This is a genomic window from Rhizobium sp. CECT 9324, assembly GCF_918741265.1.
Lineage (GTDB): Bacteria > Pseudomonadota > Alphaproteobacteria > Rhizobiales > Rhizobiaceae > Allorhizobium.
The window spans coordinates 701,805-723,618 of record NZ_CAKKMZ010000001.1 but is presented as its reverse complement, the minus strand read 5'-3'; the positions used below and the strand labels follow the sequence as shown (position 1 = coordinate 723,618).

Here is a 21,814-nt window from a genome sequence, read left to right as displayed (position 1 = left end):
ACTATTCTGCCGGTATATTACTCCAATCGCACATCGATCGGAGCAACTCGTGCCAAGCAGTGAAAACAGCCCTAGCGTTGAAGACAAGGTCGCCTCCCGGCTGGCACGCCAACAACGGCGGCGCGAGAGGTCGAGAGGCGAAATCCTTGATGCGGCACGAAAAGTGCTGCTCAAGAGTGGTGTTGCGGCGATGACGCTTGAGGCCGTCGCCAACGAAGCGGGAATCTCGAAGACGGGGCTCTATTACTATTTCAGCTCCAAGGACGTGCTTGTTTTTGAACTTGTGTTCAGCACGCTGGAGGGCCACGCGAAGGCCGTACAGACCGCTGTCGCAAAGGCCGAAAACGGGGGCGAGGCGCTTGGTGCGATCGTGCGTGAAACGGTGCAGGCCTACGCTTCGAAAATGGACGACTTCCGCCTTGCATTCATGTTTGGTCAGGTGGCGGGACCTGCCGGCGTTCAATGGTCGCCCGATCAGTTCGCGCGGATCCGACCGCTCAATGAAATGATCCTTGGCGGAGCGGACGGGCTGATCGACAAAGGAAAAACCGAAGGGGGGAAAATCGAGCCAAGGCTGCTCGCCTTTCTTGCCTATGTCTCAGCACTCGGTCTGCTGACGATGAAGGGAATGGTCGAATCCCTGGGTGATCCGCTGATCTACAGTGACGAAGAACTGATTGACGGTTTCGCTCAACTGTTCGCAGACATGGACGGAAGGTAAGCGCAAATGTCGACGCCCTGTCACGGAGCTGGATTGGGCGTGGCGGCTAAAAAGCCGGCCGGGATTTTCGTGGCGGGCCATCTGACTGACACAGCGCCAGGCATAGCCTTGCGGCTTAAAAGCACACGAACAAAAACAATAATTTATGGCGATACATGGCGGACAGGGTGGGATTCGAACCCACGGTACGCTTTCACGCACACACGCGTTCCAGGCGTGCGCCTTAAACCACTCGGCCACCTGTCCTATGTCGGCCTGCATCGTCAGACGCAAATCGTTGGAACGGCGCGATATATACCGATGAATTTCAGCGGATCAACCTAAATCTGACAGTTTTTTGACTTCTGCAATCAAATACCTATCTATAGGTCTCGAAGGTCGACGGGCGTTCAGCCCAACCTTTCGCACAGGCCGGGGAGTTTACAGTGCGGCTTATCTTCAGAGTTATGAGTTTCCTGGCGCTGTGCCTTGGCGTGATTGCCGCCAGTGTCGATTCCATCGCTTCGGTTTCGGCCTCGCAGGTTTCGCTTACCCCGGTTGAGGCGGCATGGACGGATCTCAGTCCATCCAGCCTCTCAGCCTTGCAGGGATTGATCGAAAGCCAGCTCGGGACGGCGGCGTGGACTGCATTCGCAGGTCTCGTGCTGCCACAACCCGCCTTTGCCGCCCTGCTGCTGCTGTCGCTGCTGTTCTGGATGATCGGCTACAAAAAGCCCTCGCCCGCCGGACGGTTTGCCGCCTGAGCCGCTACCCATCTGTTTCAGCAAGGCCGGAGACGCCGGCCATTGGAGGTCACGATGTTTCTGATCGACATGTTCAACAAGAAGACGGTCATGCCCACGACGGAGACGGCATTGCCGGGACGCGCGCAAGCGATCCCGACGGCGTCGGCACATTTCATTTCGGGCGCGCCGCTGAAGGGGCCTTATCCCGCCGGGAGCAAAACCGTCTATCTTGGCATGGGCTGCTTCTGGGGCGCCGAACGTCTGCTCTGGGAAACGCCGGGCGTACATGTGACGGCGGCGGGCTACCAGGGCGGGATTACGCCCAATCCGACTTACCAGGAAACCGTCACCGGGCTGACCGGCCACACGGAAGTGGTCAAGGTGGTCTACGATCCGGCGACGATCACGCTGGACGCGCTTTTGAAAATCTTCTTCGAAGCGCATGATCCGACCCAGGGCATGCGCCAGGGCAACGACATCGGCAGCACCTACCGCTCGGCCATCTATGTCGAGGACGAGGCGGACATGGCGCTGGCGCTCAACGTGCGCGACCGCTTCCAGGAGGCACTGACGAAAGCCGGGCACAGCAGCCGGGTGACCACCGAAATCGCTGCGGCCGGCCCGTTCTACTATGCCGAGGATTATCACCAGCAGTATCTGGCGAAGAATCCCAACGGCTATTGCGGCCTGCGCGGCACGGGTGTGTCCTGCCCGATTGTCCCCGCCGCCTGACGTCATATTGCCTAAGGCAGCAGCACAAATCCCATTGATCTGACTAGATTTTCAGCGCCCCGCGCTGAAAATTCAGCAACTCTGTGAATCTTTACCAGATGAAAAAAATCTGGTGAATTTTTGTCAGAGCCATGCAAGGATGCGCGCCAGCCAGGACCTCTGGAAAAGGGGGTGGCGGTTCCGCAGACATGTCTTCTTTCCAGGAGGCTTGCGGGAGGACCCAACAAGATCAATAGCAACAACAGGGCTGCACAATGAAAAAAACCCTCTTGAGTCTCTTTGCCTTGGCCGCGATGTCGGCGACCGCTCTTGCGGCCGACATCAAGCCGGCGCTCGTCTACGGCACGGGCGGCAAATTCGACAAGTCGTTCAATGAGGCGGCCTTTGCGGGCGCCGAAAAGTTCAAGGCTGAAACCGGCATCGACTTCCGCGACTTCGAGCCGACCGGCGACACCCAGGGCGAGCAGGCGATCCGCAACTTCGCTTCCAAGGGTTTCAACCCGGTCGTTGCGGTTTCCTTCGCCTGGACTTCGGCTGTCGAAAAGGTAGCCGCTGAATTCCCGGATACCAAGTTCGTCATCGTCGACAGCGTCGTCGAACTGCCGAACGTGCGTTCGGTCGTCTACAAGGAACACGAAGGCTCGTACCTCGTCGGCCTGCTCGCAGGTCTTGCATCGAAGACCGGCAAGGTCGGTTTCGTTGGCGGCATGGACATTCCGCTGATCCGCAAGTTCGAATGCGGCTACGAGCAGGGCGCTCGCGCTGCCAAGGCTGACATCGAAGTGTTCCAGAACATGACCGGCACCACCGGCGCTGCCTGGAACGACCCGGTCCGCGGCGGCGAACTCACCAAGAACCAGATCGACCAGGGCGCAGACGTTGTGTACGCAGCGGCCGGTGCCACCGGTCTCGGCGTGCTGCAGACCGCAGCCGACAACGGCAAGCTGTCGATCGGCGTCGATTCGAACCAGAACCACCTGCATCCGGGTTCGGTTCTGACCTCGATGGTCAAGCGTGTCGACCTCGCGGTCTACAATGCCTTCGCCGATGCCAAGGGTGACAAGTTCACGCCTGGCCTGCAGTCGCTCGGCGTTGCCGAAGATGGCGTTGCCTACGCTCTCGACGACAACAATTCCAAGCTGATCACCGATGACATGAAGGCCGCCGTCGAAAAGGCGAAGGCCGACATCATCGCCGGCACGGTCAAGGTGCACGACTACATGTCGGACAATTCCTGCCCGAAGTGATTTGAACCGGGCGCAAGGTGGCTTAAAGTCGCCTTGCGCCCTTTCCATGTCTGGGGGACAGGCAATGAACGACAAGAGCCAGGCACCGGCGATCGAACTGATCGGCATCGACAAGAAGTTCGGTGCGGTGCACGCCAACAAGAACATCAACCTTACGGTTGCCAAGGGCTCGATCCACGGCGTTATCGGCGAAAACGGTGCGGGGAAATCGACGTTGATGTCGATCCTCTACGGTTTTTATCAAGCCGATCAAGGCACGATCCGGATCGCCGGGGAAACCATGACCATCAAGGACAGCCAGGCGGCGATTGCTGCCGGCATCGGGATGGTGCACCAGCACTTCATGCTGGTCGAGAACTTCACCGTGCTGGAAAACCTGATGCTCGGTGCCGAGGGTGGCGCGCTTCTCGCCAAGGGGACGGATGCCGCTCGGGCGGCGCTGAAGAAGCTGGAAGAGGACTACGAACTGGAGGTCGATCCCGACGCGGTCGTGGAAGAACTCCCCGTTGGCCTGCAACAGCGGGTGGAGATCCTGAAAGCCATGTATCGTGGCGCGGAAATCCTGATCCTCGACGAACCGACCGGTGTCTTGACACCGGCGGAGGCCGATCATCTGTTCAAGATCCTCGGCGTATTGCGCGACCAGGGCAAGACCGTGCTTCTGATCACGCACAAGCTGCGGGAAATCATGGCGATCACCGATACGGTGTCGGTCATGCGCCGCGGCGAGATCGTGGCAACGCGCAAGACCTCCGACACGACAGTCGAAGAACTTGCCGAACTGATGGTCGGTCGGCGTGTTCTGCTGCAGGTCGACAAGGGCGTGGCCAATCCGGGCGAGGTCTATCTCTCGGTGCGCAACCTGACGGTCAAGGACAGCCGTGGCGTGACCATGGTCGACAATGTCTCGTTCGATGTGCGCGCCGGCGAGATCGTCGGCATTGCCGGCGTTGCCGGCAATGGCCAGAGCGAGCTTCTTGAAGCCATCACCGGCATCCGCAAGCCGACATCCGGCGAGATCTTCATCTGTGGCGAACCGGTCGCCGGCTACGATCCGGCCAAGCTTCGCTCGATCGGCGTCGCCCATATTCCGGAAGACCGCCATCACATGGGTCTGGTGCTCAGTTTCGAGGAAAGCCAGAATGCCATTCTCGGCTATCACCGTGACGAGGCCTATGGCAAAGGTCCGTTCCTTTCGCCGGACCTGATGCGCCAGGCAGCTGCCGTCGAGATCGAAAAATACGATATTCGTCCGCCCAATCCCCGGCTGAAGACCGCCAACTTTTCCGGTGGCAACCAGCAGAAGATCGTCGTGGCACGCGAGATCGAGCGCGATCCGAAGCTCCTGATCGTCGGTCAGCCGACGCGCGGCGTCGATATTGGCGCGATCGAATTCATCCACAAGCGCATTGTCGAAACACGCGACGCGGGCAAGGCCGTTCTGCTGGTCTCCGTCGAACTCGACGAAATACGCTCGCTATCGGACCGCATCCTGGTGATGTTTGCCGGCAAGGTGGTCGGGGAAAAGACCCCGGATACCGGAGAACAGACCCTCGGCCTGATGATGGCCGGCATCGCCGCGTGAGGAATTCATGAGTACCGCTTCCTTTCCCCTTCCAAGATGGATCGACTATGCCGTCTTGCCGTTGCTCAACCTGATCCTGGCGTTCCTGGTTTCCGGCCTTGTTGTCTGGATCATCGGTGAAAATCCGATCGAGGCACTGAAACTGATGCTGAACGGGGCGCTCGGCCGCGGCGAAGGCATCGGCTTCACCCTGTTCTATGCGACCAACTTCATCTTCACCGGCCTGTCGGTGGCGGTCGCCTATCACGCAGGCCTGTTCAATATCGGCTCCGAGGGCCAGGCCTATCTCGGCGGCCTGGGTGCCGCGCTGGTCGCGCTGGCGCTCGACCACTATGTGCCGTGGTATGTGACCATGCCGTTCGCGATCCTGGGTGCTGCCGCTTTCGGTGGCCTCTGGGCGCTGATCCCCGCCTGGCTGCAGGCAAAGCGCGGCAGCCATATCGTCATCACCACGATCATGTTCAACTTCATCGGCGCGGCGCTGATGGTCTATCTGCTGGTCAATGTGATGATCGTGCCAGGCAAGATGGCGCCGGAAAGCCGCACCTTCCTCGAAGGCGGGCAGTTGCCCAAGCTCGACTGGCTGATGGCGATGTTCGGCATGAAGCTCGGACCGGCACCGTTCAACGTGTCGTTCCTGATCGCGCTGGTCATGTGTTTCCTGGTCTGGGTGCTGATCTGGCGGACCAAGCTCGGCTTCGAGATGCGCACGCTCGGCCTCAGCCGTTCGGCGGCGGCCTATGCCGGCATCCCCTATACGAAGATCGTCATCATCACGATGCTGATTTCCGGCGGTCTGGCCGGCATGATGGCGCTCAATCCGGTCCTGGGTGCCTCGGCGCGCCTGCAGGTGGAATTTGTCGGCGGCGCCGGCTTTGTCGGCATCGCCGTGTCGCTGATGGGTCGCAATCACCCGATCGGCATCATCATTGCCGCGATCCTGTTCGGAGTTCTCTACCAGGGCGGTGCCGAACTGTCGTTCGACATGCCGAACATCACCCGCGAAATGATCGTCGTGATCCAGGGCCTCGTGGTCCTGTTTGCCGGCGCGCTCGAATACATGTTCAGGCCGGCGCTCGTGCGGGTCTATCAGCAGTTCACCAAGGGTTGAGGGCCGTCCGATGGATTTCTTCGATATCGTCGTCAGCATTCTCGGCTCGACCATCCGCCTGTCGATCCCGCTGATCTTCACCGCCCTTGCCGGGCTGTTTTCCGAACGCTCCGGCATTTTCGACATCGGCCTGGAAGGCAAGATGCTGGCGGCGGCCTTTGCCGCGGCCTCGGCTGCCTATGTCACCGGCTCGCCATGGATCGGCCTTGCGTCGGGCGTCGGCGTCTCGATCGGGTTCTCGCTGATCCACGGCTTTGCGTCGATCACCAATCGCGGCAACCAGATCGTCTCGGGCGTGGCGATCAACTTCGTCGCCGCCGGCCTGACCGTCGTGCTCGGCCAGGCCTGGTTCAGCCAGGGTGGACGCACGCCGCAGCTGCCGGCTGACGGGCGGTTCGGTCCGATCAAGCTGCCGGGCGCGGATGCGGTTCGCGATGTGCCGTTCATCGGGCCGCTCTACGCCAATGTCATTTCCGGCAACAATATCCTGACCTATCTCGCCTTCGTTGCCGTGCCGCTGTCGTGGTGGGTGCTCTACCGCACCCGTTTTGGCTTGCGACTGCGGGCCGTGGGTGAAAATCCGGGTGCAGTCGATACCGCCGGCATCTCGGTCACCTGGCTGCGCTACCGTGCCGTGATCGTCGCCGGCCTGCTCTGCGGATTTGCCGGCACCTATCTGGCGATCGCGCAATCGGCGGCCTTCATCAAGGACATGTCGGCCGGCAAGGGCTTTATCGCGCTCGCGGCATTGATCTTTGCCAAGTGGAAGCCGGTTCCGGTGATGTTTGCCTGCCTTTTGTTCGGCTTTCTCGATGCGCTGGCCAACTTCATGCAGGGCAAGCAGGTTCCGCTGATCGGCGAAGTGCCGGTACAGATCTTCCAGTCCCTGCCCTATATCCTGACCTGCATCCTGCTTGCAGGCTTTATCGGCGCTGCCAACCCGCCCAAGGCCGGTGGCGTGCCCTATACGAAGGAGCGCTAGAATGGCTCACGACCTGTTCGAGGCCGCACGCGATGCGATGAAATTCGCGCATGCGCCCTATTCGAAATTCCCGGTCGGCGCGGCAATCCGCGCCGATGACGGCCGGATCTATACCGGCGCCAATATCGAGAACCTGTCGTTCCCGCAGGGCTGGTGTGCCGAACCGACGGCGATCGGCTGCATGATCATGGGTGGGGCTAAAAAGATCGTCGAAATGGCTGTCATCGCCGAGAAGCTGGCACTTTGCCCGCCCTGCGGCGGCTGCCGGCAGAAGATCTCGGAATTCGCCAGCGCCAGCACCAAGATCTATCTGTGCGACGAGGTCGGCGTGCAGAAGACCATCACCATGGACGAGTTGCTGCCGTTCAGCTTCAAGACCGAGTTGCTCGGATGAAGGCCGCCGTCGATCTGCTGGTCGAGCGGCTGAACGGGCTGATGCCGCGCATCGCCATCGTGCTCGGCTCAGGCCTCGGCTCGCTGGTCGACGAGGTGAGCGACGCGATCCGCATTCCCTATAGCGAGCTTCCCGGCTTTCCGGTGAGCGCCGTGTCCGGCCATGCCGGAACGCTGGTTGCGGGTTACCTCGGGCAAGAGCCGGTTATCATGCTGGCCGGGCGCGTGCATTATTATGAACATGGCGATGCCAGCGCGATGCGGGTGCCGATCGAGACACTGATGGGCTTAGGGGTCAAGTCGCTGATCCTGACCAATGCGGCTGGCTCGCTGCGCGAAGACATGCCGCCCGGTTCGGTGATGCAGATCACCGACCACATCAATTTTTCCGGCCGCAACCCGCTGATCGGCGAGCCGAGCGACAGCCGCTTCGTCGGCATGACGTCGGCCTATGATGCCGCCCTCGCCCGGGCGATCCGCGATGCGGCAGCGGCCGAAGGCGTGCCGCTATCGCAGGGCGTCTATATGTGGTTTTCTGGACCAAGCTTCGAAACGCCGGCGGAAATCCGCATGGCGCGGGTTCTGGGGGCGGATGCCGTGGGCATGTCGACCGTTCCGGAAGTGATCCTGGCGCGATTTTACGGGTTGCGCGTGGCGGCGGCATCGGTGATCACCAATTTCGGCGCTGGCATGACCGGCGGCGAACTGAGCCACGAAGAGACAAAAGACATGGCGCCGATCGGCGGCAAACGGCTGGCCGCCATCCTGAAGCGGATGATCGCCGGCGGAGGAACAGATCTTGGATAATCACGAATTGCGCGCTGTCGCGACACGCGCCCTGTCGCTGCTTGACCTGACCAACCTGAAGGACGATTGCACGCCGGAGCAGATCGTCAGCCTGTGCGCCAGGGCGCAGACGGCGTTCGGCCCGACAGCAGCAATCTGCATCTGGCCGCGCTTCGTCATGCAGGCCCGCACGCTGCTCGGCCCCAACAGCCCGGTCCGGATCGCCACCGTGGTCAATTTCCCGGCCGGCGATGCCAAGATCGAGGATGTACTGGCCGAGACGCGCGATGCGGTGGCCGATGGCGCCGACGACATCGATCTCGTCATTCCCTACCGCGCGCTGATGGCGGGCAATGAACAGGCTGTGACCGACATGGTGACCGCGGTGAAGGCGGCGTGCGGATCGGCGATCCTGAAGACCATTCTCGAGACCGGGGAACTGAAGGACAAGAGCCTGATCCGCAAGGCGTCCGACCTGTCGATCGCAGCCGGCGCCGATTTCATCAAGACCTCGACCGGCAAGGTCGGCGTCAACGCCACGCTGGAAGCGGCCGACATCATGCTGCAGGCGATCCGCGACAGCCGCAAGAAGGTTGGCTTCAAGCCGGCCGGCGGGATTGCCAATGTCATGGATGCGAGCCTCTACCTGCGGCTGGCCGACACGATCATGGGCGAAGACTGGGCGATCCCCTCGACCTTCCGCTTCGGTGCATCCGGCCTGCTGGACGATATTGTCGCCGTTCTTTCCGGTGAGCGCTCAGCCACCAACACATCGGGGTATTGAGGGGAGTATTGAGACCATGCTGCCGCAGGAAATCATTCGCCGCAAACGCGATGGCGGCACACTGACCCGTGAGGAAATCACCGGCTTCATCGAAGGTCTCGCCAACGAGACGATTTCGGAAGGCCAGGTGGCGGCCTTTGCCATGGCTGTGTTCTTCCGCGGCATGACGCCGGATGAGATCGTGGCACTGACACTGGCGATGCGCGATTCCGGCGAGGTCCTGTCCTGGGCCGGCGTCGGCAAGCCGATCGCCGACAAACATTCGACCGGCGGCGTGGGCGACAATGTTTCGCTGATGCTGGCACCGATCGCGGCGGCCTGCGGGCTGGCCGTGCCGATGATTTCCGGCCGCGGGCTTGGCCATACCGGCGGCACGCTGGACAAGCTGCAGTCGATCCCCGGCTATGACGTGATGCCTTCGCCCGCCATCTTCCGGCGGACGGTCGACACGGCAGGCTGCGCGATCATCGGCCAGACCGGCGACCTGGCACCGGCCGACAAGCGCCTCTATGCGATCCGCGACGTGACGGCGACGGTCGAATCCATCCCGCTGATTACCGCCTCGATCCTGTCGAAGAAGCTCGCAGCGGGGCTCGAAAGTCTGGTGCTCGACGTGAAGTTCGGCAATGGCGCCTTCATGGCAAAACCCGAGGATGCCGAAGCGCTGGCGCGCTCGCTGGTGAGGGTGGCGAATGGCGCAGGAGTCAAGACAACGGCACTGCTGACCGACATGAACGAGCCCTTGGCCGATTGCGCCGGCAATGCGATCGAGGTTCTGAACGCGGTCGAATTCCTGAAAGGTCAGAAGGCTGGCACCCGGCTCGAAGAGGTTACGCTGGCGTTCGGGGCCGAAATGCTGATCAATGCCGGTGTCGAGAGCGATGCCAGCGTGGCGCTGGCGCGCTGCCGCAAGGTCCTGGCCTCGGGCGAGGCAGCCGAGATCTTCGGTCGCATGGTGACGGAGCTCGGTGGGCCGGCGGACTTCATGGACAAGGCGACACACTATCTGCCGCGCGCACAAGTGGAAGTGCCGGTTCTCGCCGATCGGGACGGCTATCTGTTCGCCTGCGATACGCGGGGCCTCGGACTTGCCGTCGTCGCGCTCGGTGGCGGGCGGCAGCGGCCGAGCGATGCGATCGACCACGGCGTCGGCATCTCCGGCTTCAGGCCTCTCGGAAGCAAGGTTTCGAAGGGAGAGCCGATCGCCTTCGTGCAGGCCAATGATCCGGCGAGCGCCGAGCAGGCGGCCAGGACCGTGGCAGACTGCTACACGATCGGCGACGGTAAGCCAGCAGATGCCCCCGTGATCGGCATGCGGATATCGGCGGAGTAGACGCTGGCTACTGGACGAGGCGCAGGGTGCCTTCGCCAGCGCTGTAGGATTTGAGTTTCTTCAGGAAGCTCATGCCGATCAGGCTGGAGGACAATTGTTTGTCCTTCAGCACAAAAGCATCGACATTCCTGACGCGCACGCTGCCGATCTCGATGCGATCGACGACGACATGGGCTGCCTGGGTGGTGCCGTTGGCGGTGTTGATCGGATATTTGAAATCGAGCGTGGCGGCGGAAAAGCCGAGGCGCCGGGCCGTCGTCTCGTTGATCGCGACCAGCGAGGCGCCGGTATCGATCATGCCATCGACCTGCTTGCCGTTCATCCTGAAGCTGCCGGCATAGTGACCGCCAGGGCCGGCTTTCAGCATGGTTTGACCGGGTGGCGCAGTGCTTGCCGGTGTCGCTGCCTGAGTCGTGGCCGCTGGCTGAGTGGCTGTCGCCGGCTCCTGGGGAGGATGCAACACTTGCAACACCGCCGGCACCTGGCTGGCGGCCAAGGCGATGAAAGACACGGTGATCAGGGTGCGGACGAACATCGGCGCTCCAGAATTGCAACCGGATGATCCTACCATTGACGCGCTGACGGAAAATAAGCGCGGGCGCAAAAACGGCCCGAAGCGGGGCAACGGGCCGTCAATTTCAAAGATGTGGTTAAGACTTCACTTCGTGCCGTACATGCGGTCGCCGGCATCGCCGAGGCCGGGCATGATATAGCCCTTCTCGTTCAGGTGGCTGTCGATGGAGGCGGTGAAGATCGGCACGTCCGGATGGGCTTCCTGGAAGTTCTTGATGCCTTCGGGCGCGGCCAGAAGGCAGAGGAAGCGCAAGTTCTTCGCGCCGCGCTCCTTCAGCTTCTCTATCGCGGCAATCGAGGAATTGCCGGTGGCGAGCATCGGGTCGACGACGATCACCAGACGTTCCGAAAGCGCGTCCGGCGCCTTGAAGTAATATTCGACCGCCTGCAGCGTCTCGTGGTCGCGGTAGACGCCGACATGGGCGACGCGGGCTGCGGGAACCAGCTCCAGCATGCCTTCGAGCAGGCCGTTGCCGGCGCGCAGGATCGAGGCGAAAACCAGCTTCTTGCCCTCGAGGATCGGCGACTGCATTTCGGTGAGCGGCGTCTCAATGGTTTCCATGGTCAGTTCGAGATCGCGGGTGACCTCGTAGCAGAGCAGCGTCGAGATTTCGCGCAGCAGCCGGCGGAAGCTCGACGTGGAGGTTTCCTTGCGGCGCATGATCGTCAGCTTGTGCTGCACGAGGGGGTGATTGATGACTGTGACGCCGTCCATGATCGAGCCTTCTTTTCTTCTTGTGCGATTGTCCGTCTATTTTCACATTCCAGCGAATACCCGCAAGAGCAGGCGTTCATTTTGCGCCGTCTTCCCCAGCCGCGACCTCACAGACGGGCCAGAAGTGCCGTGCGTGTGTCCTCATCGACAAAGGCGGCCTCGATTGCGGTGCGGGTCATGGCGTTGAGCTCGTCGTCGGTAAAGCCCATGATCTCGGACGCGATCTGGTATTCGCGCGCCAGCGAGGTGCGGAAAAAGGGCGGATCGTCGGAATTGATGCAGACACGCACCCCGGCGTCACGCAGACGGCGCAGCGGGTGGCTTTCGAAATCGGGATAAACGTTGAGCGCGATGTTCGAGCCTGGGCAGACCTCGAGCACGACACCGGTGTCGGCGAGACGCTGCAGCAGTGCCGGATCCTCGACGGCCCGGACGCCATGTCCGATCCGCTGCGGTTTCACCAGATCAAGGGCGTCGGTAACGCTGAAGGCGCCGCAGACTTCGCCGGCATGGATGGTGAGGCCAAGGCCAGCATCGCGGGCGATATCGAACGCGCGCGCATAATCGGCCACCCGGCCCATGCGCTCCTCGCCGGCCATGTTGAAGCCGGTGACCAGCGGATTGTGGCTGCGGGCTGCATATTCGGCAGCGGCAATCACGCTTTCCGGGCCGAAATGACGCTCGCCGGTGACGATGATGCGCGCCTCGATACCGGTCTTTGCCTTGGCCTCGTGAATCCCGCGTGTGATGCCCGCCAGATAGGCATCGGCACCGAGGCCGATCCGGTCGCCATGGTCGGGGGAAACGATAATCTCGCTGTAGATCGTGTTGATCGCCGCAAGCTCCAGGAGGTAACTTTCGGTGAGAACCGCATAGTCGTCTTCCGTGCGAAAAAGCGCTGCGACCTTGTCATAGGCCTGAATGAATTCGGCGAAATCGGTCCAGGCATAGGTGTCGCCGTGCATGAAGGTAGTCGGATCGACGCCATATTTGCGCGCCTGGGCCAATGCCAGCGCCGGCGGTGCAGCACCCTCGATATGGCAGTGCACTTCGGCCTTGATCAGATGTGTGGTCACAGAAAACTCCGTCCGTGGCGCCCCGGGGCAAGTCCCAGATGCGCGGCAATGGTTTCGCCGATATCGGCATAGGTGTTGCGGATGCCGACATTGCGCGACTTGATACCGGGGCCAAAAGCCATGATCGGCACACGCTCGCGGGTATGGTCGGTGCCGCGCCAGGTCGGATCGCAGCCATGGTCGGCAGTCATCAGGACGAGGTCGCCCGGTTTCAGCTTGCGGTGCACCTCGGGCAGGCGGCGGTCGAAGGCTTCAAGTGCCGCCGCATAACCCGGCACATCGCGGCGATGACCATAGAGCATGTCGAAATCAACAAAATTGGTGAAGACCAGATCGCCGTCCTCAGCCTCGTCCATGGCTTTCAGCGTCGCATCCATCAAGGCCGCATTGCCATTGGCCTTGATCAGCCGGCTGATGCCCTGATGGGCGAAGATATCGGCAATCTTGCCGACGGCATGCACCTTGCGGTCGGCTGCGACGAGACGATCGAGCAGCGTCTTTTCCGGCGGCAGCACCGAGTAATCACGGCGATTGCCGGTGCGCTCGAAGGTCGAGGCGGTTTCGCCGATGAAGGGACGGGCGATGACGCGGCCGATATTGAGTGGGTCGAGCAGCTTGCGGACGATCTGGCAGAGTTCAAGCAAGCGCTCGAGGCCGAAATGCTTCTCGTGCGCCGCGATCTGGAAGACCGAGTCGGACGAGGTGTAGCAGATCGGCTTGCCGGTGCGGATATGCTCCTCGCCGAAGCGCAAAAGAACATCGGTGCCGGAGCCGTGGCAATTGCCGAGAATGCCGGGGATATTGGCTTCCCGGCAGATCGCCTCGACGAGATCGGCAGGGAAAGCCTCATCGCCCAGCGGGAAGTATCCCCAGTCGAACATGACAGGCGTGCCGGCGATTTCCCAATGTCCGGACGGCGTGTCCTTGCCCTTGGACACCTCGCTTGCGGCACCATGCAGCCCGAAGACCCGATCGGGCATCAGCATTCCGGCCGGGGCCGAGCCGGACGCCATCTTGGCGATGGTGACAAGGCCAAGCGCCGACATGTTGGGAAGGCTCAAGGGACCATGGCGCAGGCCCTTGCGATCGCCGGCGCCGGCGGCACAGAATTCGGCGATATGGCCAAGGGTATCGGACCCGTCATCGCCATAGCTGAGCGCATCCGGCGCGCCGCCGATGCCGAAGGAATCGAGAACAAAGAGAAATGCGCGTGCCATGCCTAATCCGTTGCCGGCAGGGTTATCCTCATGGCTGCCAGCGTTTCCGGATCACCAATAACGATTGGGCCAAGGCTTGGCAAATGGCTGCAGGGATCAGCAGTCGGTGCAGGAGATATCGTCGCCAAGGCGTTGGCGGAAAAAGAATTCGCGCGCCAGCGTCAGGTGCTTGATCTCACTGCCGGAGAAGTTCGGCATATACATCAGCAGTTCATGCGTCACGCTGAGTTCGCTGCGGATGAGGAAGGTATTGGCAACCAGCATTCCCGACGGAACGTCGGTTACCGCATTGGCGGCATAGGGCGCCGTTCCCGTGGTCGACCATGACCAGACGACCTTCGCTGACTGGTTTGCATCAATCTGGATAGCACTGATCTTGATCAGCAGATCGTCTGACGCATAGGGGACAAAGATGGCCTGGGCAACATTGCTCATGGCCGTCAGGCTGGACTTGGTGACCTTGTCCTGGCGCGCAACGAGATCCGCGACGGTGCTGCTTGCCAGGGAGACCTTTTTTGCGACACTCAACCCCATCGTCAGCTCGAAGGCGCCGAGATAAAGCACCAGCAACATCGGCGCGATCAGTGCAAATTCGACACCGCCGACACCAGCCCTGTCGTGACGCAGCGCACGAAGATGGTGCCGCAATATCCGGGAGACGGTCAGCAGTCTCATCGCGTGGTTTCCCAACTTGCTCACGGATAGTTCTCGTTCTGGAAGGCCGTCGTTGCAACGATGAGGAAATCGCTCGGCATCGAGCCATCCGCCGGACGAATATTGGTGATGTAAGGGCGAATGAGATCGGTAATGACCTGCCACCGGTAATAGGCGCGCAGCATGTTGATCGTCGTGGGGCCGCCGGGTGTGAAGGCGAAGCTCGCGGGATTGAGGTCGGCATGGGCATCCGCCGACATACGCGGGATGTAATCCGGGATTGCGGCAAAGGTCGCGAAGGTGCGCGCGTCGATATAGAGCTTGCTCGGCGTGGCGATTTCCTCGGCCGAGCAACTGATGAGGATGCTGATTTCGTCACAGAAGGCAGTGCGAAATTCCGACCTGTCCTTGTCGCTGTCGCGGCTAAGGTTGTAGGTGATCTCGCCCGTGCGCAGCTGCCGGCCCAACGTGTTGACGGCGTTGGTGATCAATTGTTCGGCGGTAAAGGCGACGAAGGTCTCGATGATCGCGAAGACGATCAGAAAATAGGGAATGGACAGGATCGCAAACTCGATGGCGGCCGCACCGTCGCGCGAGCGGGCCAGTTTCTTCCACAGACGCAAACGCGTCCTGGCTGCCTTGCCACTGTCTCGCAGGTCTTGGTCTTGCGCGATCATCGCCCTCATCCGAATTCGGAAACTCCCCGAAAACTACGGGTCAAGTGTTGATTTTCCGTTTCCGAAATCTTTACATTTGGCGCAAAGGCGTTCAGGTCGCCAAACGCAGCGCCGTTCAGTTTGCCGCCGCCGCACCGGTTTGCGCATGTTCTTCGCAATTGGGGGTGCAAGACAGGACCGTGCGCGCGGTCGACCGGAAGACACGGACAGTGCTGGATTCATCGATCGACACGAGGATGCGCTCATCGACAATGGCATTGCCGTCGGCATCCAGGAGCACGAGATTGGTGGTGCCGAAAGAACGGCCGGTCAGAACAATGGTCTGGGAATCCGCCACCGTCGCATCGGCGACTTCGGAATTGCCGACAATCACCTTGCTGACGGGGCGATCGAGCTTCAGAATTCGCGCGCTATTCATATAGACACGCAGAAAGTCCTCATCCGCCTGTGCCGGCAGGCAAACCGACCCGAGCGCCAAGACTGCACTGACCAGGCCGGTGGCGGCGACAGAAAGACGACGATTGAACATGGGCCTGCCTTGGGTTGCACGCGTGAACGGAGCTCTGGCCAAGCATGGCCGGTTTTGGTGAATGAAGCGTTAAGTGCATTTTCCGCCGCAATGGCGGTGCTTCAACCGGTCAATTTCATCCAAAGGCGACGAAATCTGACCGGGCTCAGAACCGTTCGTACCAAAAATGGACAGATCCACCGATCGGTAGGCTCGAATGTGAGCGATCGGGTACCGAACAGGGTTCGCCATGCGCCGGCAGCGGTGCGGACCGCAATTTCCAAGCTCCTGTTTTAAAACAGTTTTTACCGGACAACCGCGCCATCCTCGGTATTTTATCCACTTTCGGTTTTCTTTGTTTACTACAATTCATGCAACCCGGAATTCATCAAGCGGTAACTGTCTTTCTTAAGTCGATGGCAAGGGGCCGGCGTTAGTTTGCAGTCATCCGAGCAGCGGAAAACAGTTGCCGGCAGTGCTGATCAACCCTTGCGGAGCAGGAGAGTAACATGACCAAGATTTTTGCACGTTTCATGAAGGACGAGTCTGGCGCAACCGCAATCGAGTATGGCCTGATCGCCGCTCTGATTTCCGTCGCCCTCATCACCGGCGCCAGCACCCTTGGCAACGCGCTGAACACACAGTTCGGCGAACTCTCGACCAAGATGACCGACGCTGCGGCAAGATACTAATTCGCCGTCTGGCCAGCGGGGCAACTGCCCCGCAACCGCCGATGAACGATTGCATAAGCCGCCTCTTCTATTGGGGCGGCTTTTGCATTTTACAGCATTGATTCACTGAGATTCAGCATCCAGTTGTTTCCGATTTCGTAATGCGCCAGCGCTACTATCCAAGCTTTCCGGACGGAGATGTGCTTACGATGTATTCAGCAGTCATTTTCCTGATCTTCCCGATCTGCCTGATCCTGGCAGCGCTGACCGATTTTCTCGAAATGACGATCCCCAACAGGATTCCCGCCGTTCTTCTCGCGACGTTCCTGGTGATTGCTCCCTTCAGCGGCCTGACCCTGGTCGAATTCGGCTGGCATCTGGCGGCGGCCGCGATGGTCTTTGCCGTGTGCTTCGGTCTCTTTGCTATCAACGTCATGGGTGGCGGCGACGCCAAATTGCTGACCGCCGCGGCGATCTGGTTCGGTTTCAATCCATCGCTCTTCGCCTTTCTCGCCTATACCGGCTATCTCGGTGGCGCATTGACGGTGCTGATCATTCTGCTGCGAGCCAATTGGGACAAGGTGGCCATCATCGGCGTGAAACTGCCGCAAACCCTGATGCAGGCGAAAAAGGTGCCTTACGGCATTGCGATCGGAGCCGCAGGTCTGATGACTTATCCGCAGTCTCCCCTGGTGCTTGCCACGATCAAGAGCCTCGGCTGATCGCGGCGAAGAAACTTCCCGTTAACCACAATTGTAAGCGTCTTATTAACTATAAGTACACCAATTCCTGATCAATCTGGTCGGCAGAATCTGTCGTGCCGTCCAAGGATCGATCATGAAGCCCGCTCGTATCATCATCCTCGCAGTTGCCATCGTGGCCGCCGGCATGGCCGGTCTGCTGGCCATGCGTCTCAGCGGGCGAACATCCGTCACCATTCAGCAAGCCGATGCCGTGGTCGAGCGGGAACCGACGATCAATGTGCTTGTGTCGGCCAAGAACCTGCCTGTCGGTGCAAGGCTCGATGAAAGCGCCATGCGCTGGATGGCCTGGCCGGAAGGCAGCGTCGTCGATGGCTTCATTACCGAAACCACCAGACCGCAGGCCGTCACCGAACTGACGGGCGTCGTGGTTCGCTTGCCGCTGTTTGAGGGTGAACCGCTGCGGCGCGAAAAAATTGCCGATCCCTCCTCCCGCATCCTCTCGTCGCTGCTGCCGTCGGGCAAGCGCGCCGTCGCCACGGAAATCTCGGTTGCCACAGGCGCCGGCGGTTTCATCCTGCCGAATGACCGGGTCGATGTGATCATGGTTCGTAAGGGTGACGCGGACAATTATCTGACGGAAACGGTGCTGTCGAACGTGCGCGTGCTTGCGGTCGACCAACAGATCGAAGAACAGCCGGACGGCTCCAAATCCGTGCTGGCGACAACGGCAACACTGGAACTGACACCAGACCAGACAAAGGTAATGGCCGTCGCACAGCAGATGGCCGACCGGCTGTCGCTGGCGCTGCGCTCGGTTGCCGACGCCCAGGAAGAAGATACCACCGCCGCCGATTACCTGCTGAGCGGAAGTTCCGGTCAGCCGACGATCCAGGTCATCAAGTCGGGCGCGGTGGTGAAATCCACCAGCTCAGCCGCCGATTCCATGAAGTGAGTGGGGGACACACAATGAAAAGCATCCGCGAAAGAATTCGTGTTTCCCTGGCCGGCAGCGTCGCCTTCGCTCTGGCCTTCACCAGCATTCCAAACCATTTTGCCCAATATGCCTTCAAGCTTCCCGCCGCGGAAGCTGCCCAGGAAAGCGTGCTGCGGATCACCGATGCGGGTCCCGGCCGGCGCAAGACCGTCAAGCTCGGCCTCAACAAGGCGCTTGTGGTCGACCTGCCCGCCGACGCGCATGACATCCTGGTGGCTGATCCGACGATGGCGGATGCCGTGACGCGCTCGTCGCGCCGAATCTACCTCTTCGGCAAGACCGTCGGGCAAACCAATATCTTCATCTTCGGCGCCGACGGCCAGGAAATCATCAGCCTCGATATCGAGATCGAGCGTGATATCGCCGGCCTCGAAGCCAATCTGCGCCGCTTCATTCCTGAATCCGATATCAAGATTGAGATCGTGTCCGACAATATCGTGCTGACCGGAAGTGTACGCACACCACAGGACGCGGCACGTGCACAAAGCCTGGCACAGGCTTTCCTGCAGGGCGGTGAAGCCACCACGCGCAACCTGACAGCCGAGGGCGGGGACAATGGCGGTGACGTGGCAATCTATGCCGAAGCGCGACAGGAATCGCAGATCGTCAACCTGTTGCAGATCGAGGGCGAGGATCAGGTGACGCTGAAGGTCACCGTTGCGGAAGTCAGCCGGCAGGTGCTGAAACAGCTTGGTTTCTCCGGCAGCATTTCCGACGGTTCGACCGGGATCAGCTATGCCAACCCATCCAACCTGGGCAATTCCATCGACCCAACAAGCACGGCCAGCATCACGGCCGGCATCGGTGGCCTGGGCATCACCACCTATATCAATGCCATGGAACAGGCCGGCGTCATGCGCACCCTGGCGGAGCCCAGCCTGACGGCAATCTCCGGCGAGCAGGCCAAGTTCTATGTCGGCGGCGAATATCGCATGGCCGCCGAGCAGGAAATCGACGTCGACAACGAGACGGGGCAGGCAACGCTGAGCCGTACCAGCGAGACGGTCGACTATGGCATCGAACTGAATTTCCGTCCCGTCGTGCTGGCGCCAGGGCGGATCAGCCTGAAAATCGAGACGAATGTGTCTGAACCGACCTGGGAGGGCTCGGTTGTCACCGGCAACACCTCGAATTCAATCCCAGGATCGACCTATCTGTCGATCCGCAAGCGCGAGGCCTCGACAACCGTCGAGTTGCCGTCGGGCGGTTCGATCGTGATTGCCGGCCTCGTGCAGGACAACATCCGCCAAGCCATGTCGGGACTGCCAGGCCTTTCCAAGGTACCGATCCTCGGCACACTGTTCCGCAGCAAGGACTTCCAGCGTAGCGAAACCGAACTGGTGATCATCGCGACGCCTTATCTGGTGCGCCCGGTGGCCCGTGGTGCGCTGTCCCGTCCCGATGACAATTTCAACCCTGAAAACGATGGCGCAACCTTCTTCCTCAATCGGGTGAACAAGGTCTATGGCCGCCGCGAAACCGCTGGTTCCGCCGGCCAGTATCACGGTGCCGTCGGGTTTATTTACAAGTGAGCGGAGGTTTCAAGATCGCAATGAGCAACACCACGCTGCACGCCAAGGAAAGCCAGCCAGCCATGGCCTCAGATCGCAAAAACCGCAACCTGTATCGCATCGCGATGACGGCCCTGATGATCGGTTCCGCCGCCATGCTTACCGGATGCGGCACCAACAAGGACAACATGTCGACGGGCGCAATCCCCGATGATTATCGCACGCGCCATCCCATCACGTTGAACGAAGTCGAACATACGCTCGACATTCCGATCGCCTCGGGCGACCACAAGCTTTCGAACGGAGTGCAGGATTCAATCGGCGGCTTTGCCTCGGACTATCTCTCCACCTCTTCGGGAACGATCCAGATCATGCTGCCACATGGTTCCGCCAATTCGGGTGCGGCGGCCAACGTCCGGGCAGAGATCAAGAAAGTGCTGACGGCACGCGGCGTGAAGAGCAACCGGATCATCGAAACATCCTACCAGGCATCGCCCACAGGCGACGCGGCGCCCGTGCGGCTGAGCTATGTCGCGATCACGGCGGTCACCAACCAGTGCGGCGAGTGGCCGGAAGATCTGCAGAACAACACGTTCAGCAATCAAAACTATCACAACTTCGGTTGTGCCACGCAGAGCAACCTTGCCGCCCAGATCGCCAACCCGATGGACCTGGTGACACCGAGAGCCATGGCGCCGATCGATGCGACGCGACGGTCGAATGTCATCGGCCTTTATCGCGAAGGCAGCGACACCTCTACGGAATGATGCGGCTTGATGCCCTCAAGGACAGGAAGATAGCATGAGCGCGATCGATTACGAATTCGAGGAAGGACCTGGCGGCAGCCGCGGATCGGCGGAGCCGGTGATCGCTGGCGACGTCGAAGCCCTGCGACCGTTGCCACGCATTTCCGTGCACGCCTTCTGCCTCACCGACAGCGTGCAGCGGGTGATGGAACAATGCGCCAACGATCGGCGCCTGGCACGGGTCAGCCTGCGCATCACCCATGGCAATATCAGCGCTGCGGCCAACATGTTTGCCTCAACGCCGACACCGAACCTGATCATCCTGGAAACCGAAGCTGCGCCGGCACACCTGCTGGCGGAGCTTGCGCCCCTTGCCGAGGTCTGCGACCCAAGCTCCCGGGTGATCATCGTCGGACGGCACAACGACATTGCGCTCTACCGGGAACTGATGCGCAGCGGCATTTCCGAATACATCGTCGCGCCATTTTCAATGGCCGATATCATGAGCGCCATCGCGGGGATCTTTGTCGATCCGGAAGCGGAACCGCTGGGCAAAAGCATCGCCTTTATCGGTGCCAAGGGCGGCGTCGGCTCCTCGACGATCGCCCACAATTGCGCCTTCGGCATCTCGACACTGTTTTCGACCGAGACCGTGCTTGCGGATCTCGACCTGCCGTTCGGAACCGCCAATATCGATTTTGACCAGGACCCGGCACTTGGCATGGCGGAGGCCGTGTTTTCGCCCGAGCGTCTCGACGAAGTTTTCCTCGATCGCCTGCTGGCCAATTGCTCGCGCAACCTGTCACTGCTGGCGGCGCCCTCGATGCTGGACCGCGGATATGACTACGAGAGCGGCGCCTTCCAGCCCATTCTGGAACTGCTGCAACGCAGTGCCCCGATCACCGTTCTCGACCTGCCGCACAGCTGGTCGGACTGGACCCGCACCGTTCTGTCGGATGCCGACGAGATCGTGATTACCTGCGCACCGGATCTCGCCAATTTGCGCAATGCAAAAAACATGGTCGATGCGCTGAAGAAGCTGCGGCCGAACGACAAGGCACCGCATCTGATACTCAACCAGGTGGGAATGCCCAAGCGCCCGGAAATTTCGCCGCAGGATTTCTTCGAGCCGCTGGAAATCGAGCCGGTCGCGATCATTCCCTTCGATGCGATGCTGTTCGGCACGGCGACCAATAGCGGTCGGATGATCTCCGAAATGGATGCCAAGTCGCCGACCGCGGAGACCTTTTCGCAGCTGGCACATCTGGTGACTGGCCGTGCAACGATGAAGAAGCCGAAGAAGGCGGGCCTCGGCTCGCTGATCGGCAAACTTCGCAAGAAGTAAACCGCAAGACGGGAACGGGTAGAG

At 60.8% G+C, this 21,814-nt stretch carries 24 protein-coding genes and 1 tRNA gene; 17 read left to right on the top strand and 8 right to left on the bottom strand.

Annotated elements, in window-relative coordinates:
- The first annotated feature begins 49 nt into the window (after positions 1–49).
- A complete protein-coding gene (locus LQ231_RS03380; RefSeq protein WP_230170277.1) occupies positions 50–721 on the top strand; it encodes a TetR/AcrR family transcriptional regulator in 672 nt (223 codons plus the stop codon).
- 156 nt (positions 722–877) lie between these two features.
- On the opposite strand, the gene LQ231_RS03375 is transcribed toward LQ231_RS03380, so the two are convergent.
- Positions 878–967 (bottom strand) — tRNA-Ser (locus tag LQ231_RS03375).
- A gap of 179 nt (positions 968–1,146) precedes the next feature.
- Here LQ231_RS03375 and LQ231_RS03370 point away from each other — a divergent pair.
- The 10 genes from LQ231_RS03370 (at position 1,147) to deoA (ending at position 10,399) form a co-directional block, all read left to right on the top strand.
- Positions 1,147–1,464, top strand: a complete 318-nt coding sequence (locus tag LQ231_RS03370) for a hypothetical protein (protein ID WP_230170276.1) — start codon at positions 1,147–1,149, stop codon at positions 1,462–1,464.
- Positions 1,465–1,518: 54 nt separating this feature from the next.
- Positions 1,519–2,178, top strand: a complete 660-nt coding sequence (gene msrA / locus LQ231_RS03365; protein ID WP_230170275.1) for a peptide-methionine (S)-S-oxide reductase MsrA — start codon at positions 1,519–1,521, stop codon at positions 2,176–2,178.
- 254 nt (positions 2,179–2,432) lie between these two features.
- Entirely contained in the window at positions 2,433–3,425 is a 993-nt protein-coding gene (locus LQ231_RS03360; RefSeq protein WP_113144072.1) for a BMP family ABC transporter substrate-binding protein, read from the top strand.
- A gap of 64 nt (positions 3,426–3,489) precedes the next feature.
- Positions 3,490–5,010: an ABC transporter ATP-binding protein gene (locus LQ231_RS03355; protein ID WP_113144071.1), complete on the top strand. Its 1,521-nt coding sequence runs from the start codon at positions 3,490–3,492 to the stop codon at positions 5,008–5,010.
- A gap of 7 nt (positions 5,011–5,017) precedes the next feature.
- The gene (locus LQ231_RS03350) at positions 5,018–6,121 is read left to right on the top strand and encodes an ABC transporter permease (RefSeq protein ID WP_113144070.1); all 1,104 of its coding nucleotides are present in this window, start codon (positions 5,018–5,020) and stop codon (positions 6,119–6,121) included.
- A gap of 10 nt (positions 6,122–6,131) precedes the next feature.
- Complete coding sequence (locus LQ231_RS03345; protein ID WP_113144069.1) at positions 6,132–7,103, top strand: ABC transporter permease; 972 nt, start codon at positions 6,132–6,134, stop codon at positions 7,101–7,103.
- Between the two features lies 1 nt (position 7,104).
- Positions 7,105–7,497, top strand: coding sequence for a cytidine deaminase (locus LQ231_RS03340; RefSeq protein WP_113144068.1), 393 nt, complete (start codon positions 7,105–7,107; stop codon positions 7,495–7,497).
- Positions 7,494–8,303, top strand: coding sequence for a purine-nucleoside phosphorylase (locus LQ231_RS03335; RefSeq protein WP_230170274.1), 810 nt, complete (start codon positions 7,494–7,496; stop codon positions 8,301–8,303). The genes LQ231_RS03340 and LQ231_RS03335 overlap by 4 nt, the downstream gene beginning before the upstream one ends.
- Positions 8,296–9,066, top strand: a complete 771-nt coding sequence (gene deoC, locus LQ231_RS03330) for a deoxyribose-phosphate aldolase (protein WP_230170273.1) — start codon at positions 8,296–8,298, stop codon at positions 9,064–9,066. Before LQ231_RS03335 ends, deoC begins: the two co-directional genes overlap by 8 nt.
- Before the next feature lie 16 nt (positions 9,067–9,082).
- A complete protein-coding gene (gene deoA / locus LQ231_RS03325) occupies positions 9,083–10,399 on the top strand; it encodes a thymidine phosphorylase (RefSeq protein WP_230170272.1) in 1,317 nt (438 codons plus the stop codon).
- 7 nt (positions 10,400–10,406) lie between these two features.
- Here deoA and LQ231_RS03320 read toward each other — a convergent pair whose 3' ends face one another.
- The 7 genes from LQ231_RS03320 to LQ231_RS03290 form a co-directional block, all read right to left on the bottom strand.
- Positions 10,407–10,934: a TIGR02281 family clan AA aspartic protease gene (locus LQ231_RS03320; RefSeq protein ID WP_113144064.1), complete on the bottom strand. Its 528-nt coding sequence runs from the start codon at positions 10,932–10,934 to the stop codon at positions 10,407–10,409.
- 123 nt (positions 10,935–11,057) lie between these two features.
- Entirely contained in the window at positions 11,058–11,687 is a 630-nt protein-coding gene (gene upp / locus LQ231_RS03315; protein ID WP_007600359.1) for a uracil phosphoribosyltransferase, read from the bottom strand.
- Positions 11,688–11,794: 107 nt separating this feature from the next.
- A complete protein-coding gene (locus tag LQ231_RS03310) occupies positions 11,795–12,763 on the bottom strand; it encodes an adenosine deaminase (protein WP_230170271.1) in 969 nt (322 codons plus the stop codon).
- The gene (locus tag LQ231_RS03305) at positions 12,760–13,980 is read right to left on the bottom strand and encodes a phosphopentomutase (protein WP_230170270.1); all 1,221 of its coding nucleotides are present in this window, start codon (positions 13,978–13,980) and stop codon (positions 12,760–12,762) included. The genes LQ231_RS03310 and LQ231_RS03305 overlap by 4 nt, the downstream gene beginning before the upstream one ends.
- A gap of 96 nt (positions 13,981–14,076) precedes the next feature.
- A complete protein-coding gene (locus LQ231_RS03300) occupies positions 14,077–14,655 on the bottom strand; it encodes a TadE/TadG family type IV pilus assembly protein (RefSeq protein WP_230170269.1) in 579 nt (192 codons plus the stop codon).
- Positions 14,656–14,675: 20 nt separating this feature from the next.
- Positions 14,676–15,311, bottom strand: coding sequence for a TadE/TadG family type IV pilus assembly protein (locus tag LQ231_RS03295; protein WP_230170268.1), 636 nt, complete (start codon positions 15,309–15,311; stop codon positions 14,676–14,678).
- Positions 15,312–15,426: 115 nt separating this feature from the next.
- The gene (locus tag LQ231_RS03290; protein WP_113144059.1) at positions 15,427–15,840 is read right to left on the bottom strand and encodes a pilus assembly protein N-terminal domain-containing protein; all 414 of its coding nucleotides are present in this window, start codon (positions 15,838–15,840) and stop codon (positions 15,427–15,429) included.
- Between the two features lie 488 nt (positions 15,841–16,328).
- On the opposite strand from LQ231_RS03290, the gene LQ231_RS03285 reads away from it, so the two are divergent.
- The 6 genes from LQ231_RS03285 (at position 16,329) to LQ231_RS03260 (ending at position 21,790) form a co-directional block, all read left to right on the top strand.
- A complete protein-coding gene (locus LQ231_RS03285; RefSeq protein ID WP_230170267.1) occupies positions 16,329–16,511 on the top strand; it encodes a Flp family type IVb pilin in 183 nt (60 codons plus the stop codon).
- A 188-nt stretch (positions 16,512–16,699) separates the two neighbouring features.
- Entirely contained in the window at positions 16,700–17,212 is a 513-nt protein-coding gene (locus LQ231_RS03280; RefSeq protein ID WP_230170266.1) for a prepilin peptidase, read from the top strand.
- 115 nt (positions 17,213–17,327) lie between these two features.
- Positions 17,328–18,146: a Flp pilus assembly protein CpaB gene (gene cpaB, locus LQ231_RS03275; protein ID WP_230170265.1), complete on the top strand. Its 819-nt coding sequence runs from the start codon at positions 17,328–17,330 to the stop codon at positions 18,144–18,146.
- Between the two features lie 14 nt (positions 18,147–18,160).
- A complete protein-coding gene (locus LQ231_RS03270) occupies positions 18,161–19,720 on the top strand; it encodes a type II and III secretion system protein family protein (RefSeq protein ID WP_113144055.1) in 1,560 nt (519 codons plus the stop codon).
- Between the two features lie 62 nt (positions 19,721–19,782).
- Positions 19,783–20,466 (top strand): CpaD family pilus assembly protein, encoded by a 684-nt coding sequence (locus LQ231_RS03265; protein WP_230173232.1) that lies wholly within the window; start codon positions 19,783–19,785, stop codon positions 20,464–20,466.
- Between the two features lie 34 nt (positions 20,467–20,500).
- Positions 20,501–21,790: a CpaE family protein gene (locus tag LQ231_RS03260; protein WP_113144053.1), complete on the top strand. Its 1,290-nt coding sequence runs from the start codon at positions 20,501–20,503 to the stop codon at positions 21,788–21,790.
- The last annotated feature ends 24 nt before the right edge of the window (positions 21,791–21,814 follow it).